Source organism: Agrobacterium sp. 5Ca39 (genome assembly GCF_055382365.1).
Window position 1 is genome coordinate 637,037 of sequence record NZ_AP026437.1, and the last position, 13,209, is coordinate 650,245.

General features: G+C 59.2%; 10 protein-coding genes. 6 read left to right on the plus strand and 4 right to left on the minus strand.

Annotation, left to right across the window (positions count from 1 at the left end; all coding sequences use genetic code 11):
* Window positions 1–45 precede the first annotated feature (45 nt).
* From ACZ47E_RS16700 to ACZ47E_RS16710, 3 genes are all read right to left on the minus strand, one after another.
* Window positions 46–885, minus strand: coding sequence for a transporter substrate-binding domain-containing protein (locus tag ACZ47E_RS16700; protein WP_004438468.1), 840 nt, complete (start codon window positions 883–885; stop codon window positions 46–48).
* Between the two features lie 224 nt (window positions 886–1,109).
* On the minus strand, window positions 1,110–3,398 hold the full coding sequence (locus ACZ47E_RS16705; RefSeq protein WP_034498268.1) for an NADP-dependent malic enzyme: 2,289 nt from the start codon (window positions 3,396–3,398) through the stop codon (window positions 1,110–1,112).
* Between the two features lie 160 nt (window positions 3,399–3,558).
* Window positions 3,559–4,458, minus strand: a complete 900-nt coding sequence (locus tag ACZ47E_RS16710; RefSeq protein WP_081093338.1) for a LysR family transcriptional regulator — start codon at window positions 4,456–4,458, stop codon at window positions 3,559–3,561.
* A 399-nt stretch (window positions 4,459–4,857) separates the two neighbouring features.
* Between ACZ47E_RS16710 and ACZ47E_RS16715 the strand changes: the two genes are divergently transcribed.
* Genes ACZ47E_RS16715 through ACZ47E_RS16725 form a run of 3 tightly spaced genes read left to right on the plus strand, consistent with a single transcriptional unit; the run spans window position 4,858 to window position 8,995 of the window.
* Entirely contained in the window at window positions 4,858–7,287 is a 2,430-nt protein-coding gene (locus tag ACZ47E_RS16715; protein ID WP_045534382.1) for a glucose/quinate/shikimate family membrane-bound PQQ-dependent dehydrogenase, read from the plus strand.
* 56 nt (window positions 7,288–7,343) lie between these two features.
* Complete coding sequence (locus ACZ47E_RS16720; protein ID WP_034498265.1) at window positions 7,344–7,568, plus strand: hypothetical protein; 225 nt, start codon at window positions 7,344–7,346, stop codon at window positions 7,566–7,568.
* Window positions 7,565–8,995: a mannose-1-phosphate guanylyltransferase/mannose-6-phosphate isomerase gene (locus ACZ47E_RS16725; RefSeq protein ID WP_004438481.1), complete on the plus strand. Its 1,431-nt coding sequence runs from the start codon at window positions 7,565–7,567 to the stop codon at window positions 8,993–8,995. Before ACZ47E_RS16720 ends, ACZ47E_RS16725 begins: the two co-directional genes overlap by 4 nt.
* Before the next feature lie 57 nt (window positions 8,996–9,052).
* Here ACZ47E_RS16725 and ACZ47E_RS16730 read toward each other — a convergent pair whose 3' ends face one another.
* Window positions 9,053–9,775: a CPBP family glutamic-type intramembrane protease gene (locus ACZ47E_RS16730; protein ID WP_108081205.1), complete on the minus strand. Its 723-nt coding sequence runs from the start codon at window positions 9,773–9,775 to the stop codon at window positions 9,053–9,055.
* Between the two features lie 222 nt (window positions 9,776–9,997).
* On the opposite strand from ACZ47E_RS16730, the gene ACZ47E_RS16735 reads away from it, so the two are divergent.
* The 3 genes from ACZ47E_RS16735 to ACZ47E_RS16745 all read left to right on the plus strand — a co-directional run bounded on the left by ACZ47E_RS16735 (window position 9,998) and on the right by ACZ47E_RS16745 (window position 13,208).
* Window positions 9,998–11,230, plus strand: coding sequence for an ABC transporter substrate-binding protein (locus ACZ47E_RS16735; protein ID WP_034498262.1), 1,233 nt, complete (start codon window positions 9,998–10,000; stop codon window positions 11,228–11,230).
* A gap of 141 nt (window positions 11,231–11,371) precedes the next feature.
* Window positions 11,372–12,274 (plus strand): carbohydrate ABC transporter permease, encoded by a 903-nt coding sequence (locus ACZ47E_RS16740; protein WP_004438488.1) that lies wholly within the window; start codon window positions 11,372–11,374, stop codon window positions 12,272–12,274.
* Window positions 12,267–13,208 carry a carbohydrate ABC transporter permease gene (locus ACZ47E_RS16745; RefSeq protein WP_004438490.1) on the plus strand — a complete coding sequence of 314 codons (942 nt, stop codon included), beginning with the start codon at window positions 12,267–12,269 and terminating at the stop codon, window positions 13,206–13,208. Before ACZ47E_RS16740 ends, ACZ47E_RS16745 begins: the two co-directional genes overlap by 8 nt.
* The last annotated feature ends 1 nt before the right edge of the window (window position 13,209 follow it).

Below are 13,209 nucleotides of genomic sequence, written 5' to 3' on the forward strand. Positions count from 1 at the left end.
GTTGCGGCGTGACGGGGGACGACAGGAAAGCCCTGCGCCTGACCTTTACTGCGCGGCGGACAGCTTCTTCTGCTGTTCTTCCATATAGCCGATGCTCGGCAGACGGTTTGCCTTGGCGAATTCCAGCATCTTGCCGGAAGCGTGCAATTCCTTGACGATCTTGTCGAGAGCCGCCTGCGTGTCGCTTTCACCCTTGCGCAGCCAGATCACGGAATCCGACGGTATGAGATCTGTGGGGATGAGGATGCCGTAATCCTTCCACTCATCAGCGCGGTCCTGAAGCATCAGGCTCAGCGTGCCGTTGACGTGAACGGACACATCGCAATTGCCACCCTTCAGCGCCAGCAGCGATTCCGGCTGGCTCGGCAGCGCCTTTACCTGCGCGCCATATTGCTCGATCAGCGGCTGAGTGTAGTTGGAACCCTGAGACACGCAGGCGATCTTGCCTTTCAGGTCGGACCAGTCCTTGATGCCAGAGTCTTTTCGACCGATGGCGGCGCCGCCCTGACGGTCATAGGGAGTGGGCACGTAGTCGAGCGTTTTCGCACGTTCTTCGGTGTACTGCATGTTGGCGATAAGAATATCGACCTTCCCCTGCTGCAGGAACTGCACGCGGTTTGGCGGGGTCACGGTCTCAGTCACCAGTTCAACGCCGAGACCTGCGGCGAGCGCCTTCGCGACGTCGATGTTGAGGCCCTTCTGCTCCTGCGTTTTTGGATCGATAAAGCCGAAAGGAGCGCCGGAAAGAATGACGCCGACGGTGAGCTTGCCGCGACCCTTGATGCGGTCAAGCGTTGCATCCGCGTGGGCGGTGGTTGCCAACGAGGCGATGACAACGGTCCCGGCGATGAGTTTCGCGGCAAACTTGGGGAGGGAGAAGGCCATGGGTATTTCCTTTTGCTTGTGGCTGGAACCTACATGACGGACTTGCAGAGAGCGAGAATTGGCATTGCGCAAAAAATACTATGAATAGAAACGAGTTCCAATAATGTTGCCGGACAGAAAAAATATCCCAATAATTTAAAATCGTAGAATCTTGTTCTTTAGGTTTTAGCGGTGTGCGGCTTGTTTCAACCAAGAGGCGAGAAGCAAGCCGCACTGCGTTTCAATTATCGTCCGGCATTATAGGCCGCGATTGCTGCCATGTTGACGATATCGCTGTCCTTGGCCCCCATCGAGGTTATCTGCACCGACTTGTCGAGGCCGACGAGAAGAGGGCCGATGACGGTCGCACCGCCCAATTCCTGCAGCATCTTGGTGGAGATGGAGGCAGAATGGATGGCGGGCATGACCAGCACGTTGGCGGGGCCGGAAAGGCGCGCGAAGGGATACTGGCTCTGCATGCGGTGATGGTTCAGCGCCACATCCGCCGACATTTCGCCATCGACCTCGAAATTGACGTTGCGCTTGTCGAGAATTTTCACCGCCTCGCGCACCTTGTCGGAGCGTTCGCCGACCGGCTGGCCGAAGGTGGAATAAGCGAGCATGGCAACGCGCGGCTCGTAACCGAAACGGCGGGCGAGGCCGGCTGCCTCCTCCGCGATATCGGCAAGGTCCTCGGCATTCGGCATGTCGTGCACGGCCGTGTCGGCCACGAAGACGGTGCGGTTGCGCGAGACAACGAGGGATACGCCAATGACGCGATGGCCGGGCTTGGTGTTGATGCAACGGCGGATATCTTCCAGCGCCGTCGAATAATTGCGCGTCACGCCCGTTACCACCGCGTCCGCATCGCCCATCGCCACCATGCAGGCGGCGAAGTGGTTGCGGTCGTTGTGGATCAGGCGCTGCACGTCGCGCAGCAGGAAGCCGCCGCGCTGCAGCCGCGCATAGAGGTAATCGATATAGGCATCGACCCGGCTGGAGAGGCGGGCATTGGTAATTTCGATATTGGCGCGGTCGAGATCGATACCGGCACGCTCCGCATTGGCCTTGATGATATCGTCACGGCCGAGCAGGATGGCGGTACCAAGCCCTTGAGCGGTAAACGAAATCGCCGCGCGCATGACCTGTTCTTCTTCCGCTTCGGCAAAGACCACGCGCTTGGGCGAACGACGCACACGCTCGTAAAGGCGTTGCGTGGTCGAGGCCATCGGATCACGACGGGCCGAAAGCTCGCGGGCATAGGCGTCGAGATCGGGAATTTCGCGCTGGGCGACGCCGGTTTCGATAGCGGCTTTTGCCACGGCGACAGGAATGGCGGAGATCAGGCGCGGATCGAACGGGACCGGAATGATATATTGCGGTCCGAAACGCGGGCGGTTGCCCTGATAGGCCGCGGCCACATCGTCAGGCACGTCTTCGCGGGCCAGATCCGCCAGCGCCTGCGCGGCGGCTATCTTCATGGCATCGTTGATCTGGCGGGCACGCACATCGAGCGCGCCGCGGAAGATATAGGGGAAGCCGAGGACGTTGTTGACCTGGTTCGGATAGTCGGAACGTCCCGTCGCCATGATGGCGTCATCGCGGATGCGGGACACTTCTTCCGGGGTGATTTCCGGGTCGGGATTGGCCATTGCAAAGATAATCGGCTTCGGCGCCATGGAGCGGATCATTTCTTCGCTGAACGCGCCCTTCTGTGAGAGGCCGAACACCACGTCAGCACCCTTCATGGCTTCCGCCAGCGTGCGATTGTCGGTTTTCACCGCATGGGCGGATTTCCATTGGTTCATGCCCTCGGTTCGGCCCTGATAGATGACGCCCTTGGTATCACAGAGCGTGATGTTTTCCGGGTTGAAACCCATGGCCTTGATGAGGTCCATGCATGCGATTGCGGCCGCACCCGCACCGTTGCAGACGAGCTTGGTGGTCTTGAAGTCACGTCCGGTCAGTTCGATGGCGTTGATCAGGCCGGCGGCGGCAATAATGGCGGTGCCGTGCTGGTCGTCATGGAATACGGGAATATCCATCAATTCGCGCAGGCGGCTTTCGATGATGAAACACTCCGGCGCCTTGATGTCTTCCAGATTGATGCCGCCGAAGGAGGGGCCGAGGTAACGCACGCAATTGATGAACTCATCGGCGTCTTCGGTATCGACCTCGAGATCGATGGAATCGACATCGGCGAAACGCTTGAAGAGGACCGACTTGCCTTCCATGACCGGCTTCGAGGCCAGCGCGCCGAGATTGCCCAGCCCGAGGATCGCGGTGCCGTTGGAGATGACGGCCACCATGTTGCCGCGTGTCGTATAATCGTAAGCGGTCGCCGGATTTTCGGCGATGGCTTTCACCGGCACCGCCACGCCGGGCGAATAGGCGAGCGACAGATCCCGCTGTGTTGCCATCGGCTTCGTCGGGGTGATTTCCAGCTTGCCCGGCCTGCCTTCCGCGTGGAAATCCAGGGCTTCCTGATCCGTAACCGATGTTCTTGTGCTGGCGGGCTTGGTCGTGTCGGACATGGGCTGTGTGTGCTTTCGTGTCTATAACAATGTAAAAATATCCGCTGTTGTTATTGTATTTTTCGCGCGCCTGCCAAGCCTTGAATGTTGTTCAGTGCAGCAAATTTAAGCGGGATGAAATTTGCGGCCGATTCAATCGATTAATTCCGCGTCCTGCTTGTCAAAGGCTCAGTCTGTAGGCTCGGCGGGCCATATTCACGAAGGCTTCGACATGCAGGGCAAGCGCGCCGCGCCTGACGAGCAGTACGCAGTCGGACCATGCCTCCGCGCTATCGAGTGACACGGCGGCAGTGCCCCTTGCGGAAAGCACCGTGCTTTCCGGCAGGATGGAAATGCCTGCACCGGCCTCCACGAGCGCGAGAATCGTATTGACGTTGGCGATGCGCATGCCGACTTGCGGCGTGCAGCCGGCATCTTCGAAAAGCGAAAGCGCGCTGCTGCTGAGGCCGAGGCCAATCTCGTCAACCGGCAGCAGCAGTTTTTCGTGCAGGATATCGCTGACGGAAACCTGCGGGCGCTTGGCGAGTACGTGACGTTCCGGCAAAGCGACGCAAAGCCTCGAGCGGTCGAACGGCATGGTTCGCAAGGTCTGCGGCAGCGTGGGAAGAGGCGCGCGGATGAAGGCAACGTCGGTCTCGCGGGTCGTCACCTGCTCGATCAGCTGTTCCATTGTCATGCCGGGCAACAGTTCAAGCGTCACGTCTGGGTGCTCGTCACCATAGCGGGTAATGAGCGCGGGTAGTTTACGCTCGGCCATGACACTGGTGCCGTAACCGATGCGCAGCGTGCCAAGCTGGCCGCGGCGGATCTGCTGCGCCCTTTCCAGCGCACTTTTGGTTCGTGCAAGGATTTCTTCCGCCTCGATGAGCATGGACTGACCGGCCGGGGTAAGTTCCACACCGCGATTGATGCGGTGAAAGAGCTTGAAGCCCAGATTTTCCTCCAGCTGTCGAATGCGCTGGGTGACGGCGGGCTGGGCAATGCCGAGCTGCAGGGCGGCGGCACGAAAGTTCCTCGCCCTTGCCGCTTCCACGAATATCGTGAGTTGACGAATATCCATCGGGAGATTTCTTTGTTTTGTCGGGTGTGATGTGATATAAGCATAGCTTATCGAAATTGCCCAGCTTGCGCATTGTCATCTTGTCGCAGGCGACGTTATACCGCAGCCAGTGTTTCGATCGTCTTTGCCGCTTTGCAGACTTTGATGGGAGAAACCGGGGAGGATTTGTTCAAGCATCTTGCCCGCCGTCCATGGGGCCGGCGGTTACCTGCAGTGAATGGGTCACGCATGACAGTCACGACGGAAGTCTTCCCCACCATTGTTCCCCGTTCAGCCGCGCCGCCTTCGGCGCATTTTCGCCTGGCCATTGCGGCCGCAGGCTGTCCCGGCATCGCCGGACGCTGAACAATCAACGGGCTTCAGCCTTTTGGGGCAGCTCTTCTAACCGGACATTCTTTCATGGGTAATCCAGCAACTTCTTTATCGCTCCCAGCCAGATTGTGGCTGTTGGTGCTCGGCGCTGTCATCGTTGCCGCAGGCCTGTTCTTCGCCATTGGCGGCGGCCAGCTTGTGGCCCTCGGCGGCAGCCTCTATTTCGTCACGGCAGGCATCGCGCTCATCGTCTCGGGCCTGCTCATCCTGCTGCGCAAGCCTGCCGGTGCGGTTCTCTTCGGCTTTGTCTTCGTCCTCACCGGCATCTGGGCGGTGTGGGAAGCCGGATTGCACTTCTGGCCGCTCATTTCACGCCTTCTCGCGATGGGCGTCGGTGCCATTGTCGTTGCGCTCTCCTATCCTCTCCTGCGTCGCGCGGCCGGCAAGGCTCCGGCATACGGCGCCTCTTTCGCCATTGCCGCCATTCTCGCCATCGCCACCGGCGCGGGTTTTGCCGGCATGTTCGTGCCGCACCCCACCGTCGCCTTCAATGGTGAACCGGCAGCCCTGACGCCTGTCACACCGGAAACGGAGCAGAAGAACTGGGAACATTACGGCAATACATCCGGCGGCAGCCGCTTTGTCGCTCTCGATGAAATCACGCGCGACAACGTCAAGAACCTCGAAGTCGCCTGGACCTACCACACCGGCGATACCCCGATCAGCCCCGGCGCGAATGGTGCGGAAGATCAGGAAACGCCGCTGCAGGTTGGCGACACCGTATTCCTGTGCACGCCGCATAACAATGTCATCGCTCTTGATGCAGATACCGGCGCAGAAAAGTGGAAGACGGAAATCAACGCGAAATCTTCCGTCTGGATGCGTTGCCGCGGTCTTGCCTATTTCGACGCCAAGGCGCCGCTGAAGCAGCCGACCGTGCCGGGCTCCACGCCGGTTACCCCGGCTGTGGTGGCCGAGGGCGCGCTTTGCCAGCGTCGCATTCTGATGAACACCATCAATGCGGAACTGATAGCGCTTGATGCCGACACCGGCGCGTTTTGCCCTGATTTCGGCACCAATGGCCGCGTCGACCTGAAGATCGGTCTCGGCGATGCGCCGGACCCGCAATATGTGTTGACCTCCGCACCTACGCTTGCCGGCACGACTGTCGTTGTCGGCGGCCGTATCGCCGACAACGTTCAGGTCGATATGCCCGGCGGTGTGATGCGCGGTTTCGATGTGGTGACGGGCGCGCTTCGCTGGGCCTTCGACCCTGGTAACCCTGATATTACCGGACTTCCGCCCGAGGGACAGACCTACACGCGTTCCACACCCAACGTCTGGGCGTCCATGTCCTATGATCCGGAGCTGAACACCGTCTTCATGCCGGTCGGCAGCCCTTCGGTGGACTTGTACGGCGCGACTCGCACACCGCTCGACCATAAATATGGTGCTTCGATGCTGGCGCTCGATGCCACCACCGGTCGCGAAAAATGGGTCTACCAGACGGTTCATAACGACCTCTGGGACTTCGACGTGCCGATGCAGCCGAGCTTCGTCGATTTCCCGAAAGCGGATGGAACCACTGTTCCGGCACTGGTTTTCGGCACCAAGGCGGCGCAGATCTATGTTCTCGACCGGGCGACAGGCCAGCCGCTGACCAAGGTTGAAGAAGTGCCGGTCAAGCCCGCCAATATTCCGAACGAGCGCTACGCGCCGACACAGCCACGCTCGGTCGGCATGCCGCAGATCGGTGCGCAGACCCTGACGGAAGCGGACATGTGGGGCGCGACCCCGTTTGACCAGCTTCTTTGCCGCATTGCCTTCAAGGGCATGCGTTATGAGGGCCTTTATACGGCGCCGGGCACGGACCTCTCCCTTTCGTTCCCGGGCTCGCTCGGCGGCATGAACTGGGGCGGTCTTTCGACGGACCCGACCACGAACACGATCTTCGTCAACGACATGCGCCTCGGTCTCTGGATCCAGATGCAGGAAGCGGCACCGACCAAGGCTGTCGCGAGTGGCGGCGAAAGCGTCAATACCGGTATGGGCGTCGTTCCCATGAAGGGCACGCCCTATGCGGTGAACAAGAACCGTTTCCTGTCGGCTCTCGGTATACCCTGCCAGGCCCCGCCCTATGGCACGATGACCGCTATCGACATGAAGACCCAGAAGATCAAGTGGCAGGTGCCCGTGGGCACTGTCGAGGATACCGGTCCGCTCGGCATCAAGATGGGCCTTCCGATCCCGATCGGCATGCCCACGCTCGGCGGCACGTTGGCCACTCAGGGCGGTCTCGTCTTCATCGCCGGCACGCAGGATTATTATCTGCGCGCTTTCGATACGGCGACCGGCAAGGAAGTCTGGAAGGCCCGCCTTCCGGTCGGCAGCCAGGGCGGCCCGATGAGCTACAAGTCTCCGAAGACAGGCAAGCAGTATATCGTCATCTCAGCTGGCGGCGCACGCCAGTCTCCTGACCGTGGCGACTATGTCATCGCCTATGCATTGCCGGGCTGACGCTTGCGTCACGCCTCACTTGAAACCGGCCCCGGGAGCAATCCCGGGGTTTTTATTTGCTCCGCATCGATCCGCGCGAAGAAATCGAGCGGAACCTCACCTGTCGCGTGGCGTTAGGAAAGCGTGCCGGGGCAGACGCCCAGCCGTTCACCAAGCTTTCACAAGGGGGATTTATGAGCTTGCGCTTGTCCGCCCATGAACCGATGATGGCGGTATTGGGAAAAATGTATATTGTCCGGCGCGCCGGGAAATTTTTTGATGTTGGAAAGGTTTTATTGTGAAGGAACAATCTCGAAAGATCACGCCGGTTCTTCTGGCCGGTGGTGCTGGCTCCAGGCTATGGCCGGTCTCGCGCGATCAGTTGCCCAAGCAGTTTCAGCCGCTGGTCGGCAATCTTTCGACCTATCAGCAGACCCTGCAGCGGGTGGGTGACGAAACGCTTTATTCCGAGCCACTCGTCATCACCAACGAGGATTTCCGTTTTTTTGCCCGCCGTCAGGCGGAGGAGATCGATCTGCCGGCCACCGTGGTGCTTGAGCCCGCCCGCCGCGACAGCGCCGCCGCCATGGCCGCCGCCGCCGTGCTGGCTGAGCGCCGCGAGCCCGGATGCCTGGTTCTGGCGCTTGCTGCCGACCATGTGGTGCTCGATGCCGACAAGTTTTCCGATGCCGTGAAACTCGGCGCCAAAGCAGCCGATCAGGGCAATATCGTCGTCTTCGGCCTGGTGCCGACGGAGCCGCGCACCTCCTATGGTTACATCAAGCCGGGCGAGGCGATTGATGGTGAAAAGGATCTGAGCAAGGTCGAGGCCTTCGTGGAGAAGCCTGACATGAAGACGGCGATCTCCTATCTCGAAAAAGGCTATCTCTGGAATTCCGGAAACTTCCTGTTCCGCTCCGACGTGATGATTGCCGAACTGGAGGCCTTTGCGCCGGAAATTCTGGCCGCGGTAACGCAGTCCGTCGAGCAATATGAAAGCGACCTCGGTTTCGTGCGTCTGCATCAGGAAAGCTTCGAAGCCTCGCCCAAGAATTCCATCGACTATGCCGTGATTGAGAAGACCAGGCGCATGGCTGTCGTGCACGGCCATTTTCGCTGGTCGGATATCGGCAGCTGGGACGCGATCTGGGAGATCGCCGACAAACACAGCAATGACAATGCGCTGGAAGGTAACGGCGTCTTCATCGATTCCGAAGGCTGCCTCATCCATTCGACGCAATTGCTGACGACGGTGGTGGGCGCGAAGGACATGGTGGTGGTGGCCACCAAGGATGCGGTTCTGGTGGTGCCGAAGAACCGGGTGCAGGACGTGAAGGGTCTGGTGGAGACGCTGAAGGACGGCGAACATGCGCCACAGACGCAGACCCACAAGCGCGTTTACCGGCCCTGGGGTTACATCGAGCACATGTATGTGGATGAGCGTTATCGGGTCGGTCATATCACCGTCGATCCTGGCCACCGCATCTCGTTCCAGAAACACTATCACCGCTCGGAACACTGGATCGTCGTCAAGGGAACGGCCACCGTGACGATTGGTGACGAGACCCGGCTGCTGACGGAAAACCAGTCGGTCTATATCCCGATCGGCCAGCCGCACCGTCTTGCCAATGAGGGGCAGATCCCGCTCGAACTGGTCGAAATCCAGACCGGAGCCTATATCGGTGAGGACGATGTCATCCGCATCGAGGACGATTACAAGAGGCAATAGGCGTTACTTAGCCAAGAGAATAAGCGAAGCGGACGTCTGCACGCTTTGCCTTTTGGTTCAGGCCGCCAGTGCATTTATACAATGGGCAAAGCCATGAGAGAGAATTGCCGCCTCCAGTCCCCGGCGCCAAAATAGCCATCCGAAGATGAGTCGGGGAATAAAATTCCCGGTCAGCACCGCAAGGACGAGTGCCGGCCGGGGCTGCGCGGCAATGGTAAACAGAAACGGCAGATGACCAGCGGCGAACAGAGCGGCAGCGATCACGATGGCGGCGCACATTATGAACGCTCGAATCTGCCCGCCTCCTGTAGAGCGCCAGAGAATCCACGCGAAAAACGACATCATGCCCCATCGGGTCAATAGCTCTTCGGTGACGCCGCCATAGAGAAGCCGGGTGGCCAGGGGAATGCCAAATCTGGTCATATTTGCCATGGTTGCTGCATCTGTGACCAAGGGCAGGATCGCCGACAAATAGACGATCATCACAGTGGCAACGGCAACACCCGCAGCAAGTGCAGGAGGCACTTGTTTTCGCAGTACCGCATGCGGATCGCCGCCCGTCAGCCAGCTATCGATCAAAGGCGCATGGAGCCCGATTTTTGCGGCGAGGGCTTGGCCGGTGGCGACCGAGGCGACGGTCAGGACTGCTGGTTGGAGGAGTATCAACAGGCGCATCGCCATTGAAACCTGCTGTCCCGGTATGATCTGCTCAAACGCGGCGAGTAGGAGCGATGCGACACCGATCAATCCGATGATCAGGAGAATATGCCAGCGTTTCATTGTCTCTTGCACCTGTTTACTTGCTGCGCAGAGTTTTTAAACCGGTGGCATTCCGTGTGGATTACGGCGCTCAAGCCCCTCTACGGTCCGCCTGTCAGGCGGATTTTGCCATCCTTCGAGACGCCGCTGAATGCAGTAACGAGATTCGTATTTTAGGCGGTTGCCTAATCAAAAATCTTCGCATACGTTCCAACTGCAACGTTTCAGTGAGGGAGGAGACTCATGCGAATGCGTGTTATTTCTGCGGCTTTTCTGGCCAGCGTGATGATTCCGGCGGGCTTTGCCGGGGCCACTGATCTTGAGGTGACCCATTGGTGGACATCGGGCGGCGAAGCCGCGGCGGTGGCCGAACTGGCCAAGGCTTTCGACGCGACCGGCAATAAATGGGTGGACGGCGCGATTGCCGGTTCGGGCGGCACGGCCCGGCCGATCATGATCAGCCGCATCACCGGCGGCGATCCGATGGGTGCCACCCAGTTCAACCACGGCCGGCAGGCGGAAGAACTGGTGCAGGCCGGCCTGATGCGGGACCTGTCCGACGTTGCCGAAAAGGGTAAGTGGAAAGAGGTCATCAAGCCGGCGAGCCTGCTCGACAGCTGCACCATCGACGGCAAGATCTATTGCGCGCCGGTCAATATCCATTCGTGGCAATGGCTGTGGCTTTCCAATGCGGCTTTCAAGAAAGCGGGCGTCGAAGTTCCGAAGAACTGGACGGAATTTGTTGCGGCAGCGCCGGCGCTGAAAAAGGCCGGTATCCAGCCGCTCGCGCTTGGCGGCCAGGCATGGCAGGCGAACGGCCTGTTCGACACGCTGACGCTTTCGATCGGCGGAAAGGACCTTTATCAGAAGGTCTATGGCGACAAGGATGCCGAAGCAGCGGCAGGTCCTGAGATGGCAAAGATTTTCGCAGCTGCCGTCGAAGCGCGCGACATGGCCAAGGGCACCAATGTTCAGGACTGGAACCAGGCCACCAACATGGTCATCACCGGCAAGGCCGGCGGCCAGATCATGGGCGACTGGGCCCAGGGTGAATTCCAGCTCGCCAACCAGAAAGCCGGCACTGATTATTCCTGCCTTCCTGGCCTTGGCCTGAGTGAATACCTGACCACGGGTGGCGACGCCTTTTATTTCCCCGTTTTGAAGGACGAGGCGAAAACCAAGGCGCAGGATGTTCTTGCCGCGACCATCGTTGATCCGAAAACGCAGGTTGCCTTCAACCTGAAGAAAGGCTCGCTGCCGATCCGCGGCGACGTCGACCTGAATGCAGCCAATGACTGCATGAAAAAGGGTCTAGCAATTCTGGCCAAGGGCAATGCGCTGACCAGCACCGACCAGCTGATTTCCGCCGATACGCAGAAACAGAAGGAAGATCTGATGGCGGAATTCTTCGCGGGCTCGATGTCGGCGGAAGACGGGCAGAAGCGTTTCGCGGACATTATCGGTTCGGCTGACTGATCGTAATCTCTTCGGATCGGGAGCGGTTCGCCGCTCCCCTTCCAACGTCCGGGCTATGCCAGGATAACAGGCAATGGCCGGAGTTTCTCGCGGCGAGCCCCGTGCTCGGCCGTTGACTGTAACGTTACAGGAGGAGGTAACATGGCAGGTCAAGCGCGCTCACGGCGGCCCAACCAGCTTTTCCGCAATCTCAATTCGAAGATTGCCTCCATTCCGATGATACTGACCGCCGTGGTGATCTTTCTTGGCGGCACGGTCTGGACGGTGGTTTATTCCTTCACCAATTCCAAGCTTCTGCCGCGGGCGAACTTCATCGGTTTTGATCAATATGAGCGGCTGTGGGCCGCGCCGCGCTGGATCGTCTCAATCCAGAATCTGGCGATTTACGGCATCCTGTCGCTAATTTTCAGCCTTGTCATCGGCTTCGTGCTGGCGGCGTTGATGGATCAGAAAATACGTTTTGAAAACGCGTTCCGCACCATCTTCCTGTATCCTTTCGCTTTGTCCTTCATCGTTACCGGCCTCGTCTGGCAGTGGCTGCTGAACCCGGAATTTGGCATCCAGTCCGTTGTTCGTTCGCTTGGCTGGGAAAGCTTCACGTTCGACCCGCTCTACAATTCCGAGATCGTTATCTATGGCATTCTGATCGCGGCGCTCTGGCAGGGCACGGGGCTCGTCATGTGCCTGATGCTGGCCGGTCTTCGTGGCATTGATGAAGACATCTGGAAGGCGACGCGCGTTGACGGCATTCCGATGTGGAAGACCTACACCCTCATAATCATCCCGATGATGCGTCCCGTCTTCATCACCACGCTCGTCATCATCGCCAGCGGCATCGTCAAGGTCTACGACCTCGTGGTGGCGCAGACAAGCGGCGGGCCGGGCATCGCGTCCGAGGTCCCGGCAAAATATGTCTATGACTACATGTTCCAGGCGCAGAATCTGGGGCAGGGCTTTGCCGCCTCTACGATGATGCTCCTGACGGTTGCGATCATCATCATTCCATGGGCCTACCTTGAATTCGGAGGCAAGAAACGTGGCTAATCTCAGCACATTGAACACGGTTGTTGCCGCCAACGATGCGGTTTCCAATGAGCTATCCGGCCCGCGCGGCAAGAAGCCAAGGAAAACCTTTTCCCGCCGCAACATCATTCTTTACGGCACATTGTTCGTGGCTGCGGCCTATTACCTGCTGCCGCTATACGTGATGGTCGTTACCTCGCTGAAGGGCATGCCGGAAATCCGGCTCGGCAACATATTCGCACCGCCGGTGGAGATTACCTTCGAGCCTTGGGTCAAGGCTTGGGCGAATGCCTGTACAGGGCTGAATTGCGACGGGCTTTCGCGGGGCTTCTGGAACTCCGTACGCATCCTCGTGCCGTCGGTCGTCATTTCCATCATCGTCGCCTCCGTCAGTGGCTATGCCATGGCGAACTGGAAGTTCAAGGGATCGGAGTTGTTCTTCTCCATCCTCATCATCGGCGCCTTCATTCCCTATCAGGTGATGATTTATCCGATCGTTATCGTGCTTCGCGAACTGGGTATTTACGGCACACTGAGCGGCCTCGTCATCGTTCACACCATCTTCGGCATGCCGATCCTGACGCTGCTGTTCCGCAACTATTTCGCCTCACTGCCGGAGGAACTGTTCAAGGCGGCGCGGATCGATGGCGCTAATTTCTGGCAGATTTATTTCCGCATCATGCTGCCCATGTCACTGCCGATCTTTGTGGTGGCGATGATCCTGCAGGTGACCGGCATCTGGAACGACTTCCTGTTCGGCGTGGTGTTCACGCGGCCGGAATATTACCCGATGACGGTGCAGCTCAATAACATCGTCAACTCCGTGCAGGGCGTGAAGGAATACAACGTCAACATGGCCGCAACCCTTTTGACCGGGGCCGTGCCGCTGATCGTCTATTTCCTCTCCGGCAGGCTTTTCGTCCGCGGCATTGCTGCAGGCGCAGTAAAAGGTTGAG

Excerpts from the sequence above, each read along its gene's own strand:
- ACZ47E_RS16705 (WP_034498268.1), bottom strand. The coding sequence starts at position 3,398 with ATGTCCGACACGACCAAGCCCGCCAGCACAAGAACATCGGTTACGGAT.
- ACZ47E_RS16735 (WP_034498262.1), top strand. The coding sequence starts at position 9,998 with ATGCGAATGCGTGTTATTTCTGCGGCTTTTCTGGCCAGCGTGATGATT.
- ACZ47E_RS16730 (WP_108081205.1), bottom strand. The coding sequence starts at position 9,775 with ATGAAACGCTGGCATATTCTCCTGATCATCGGATTGATCGGTGTCGCA.
- ACZ47E_RS16715 (WP_045534382.1), top strand. The coding sequence starts at position 4,858 with ATGGGTAATCCAGCAACTTCTTTATCGCTCCCAGCCAGATTGTGGCTG.
- ACZ47E_RS16710 (WP_081093338.1), bottom strand. The coding sequence starts at position 4,458 with ATGGATATTCGTCAACTCACGATATTCGTGGAAGCGGCAAGGGCGAGG.
- ACZ47E_RS16740 (WP_004438488.1), top strand. The coding sequence starts at position 11,372 with ATGGCAGGTCAAGCGCGCTCACGGCGGCCCAACCAGCTTTTCCGCAAT.
- ACZ47E_RS16700 (WP_004438468.1), bottom strand. The coding sequence starts at position 885 with ATGGCCTTCTCCCTCCCCAAGTTTGCCGCGAAACTCATCGCCGGGACC.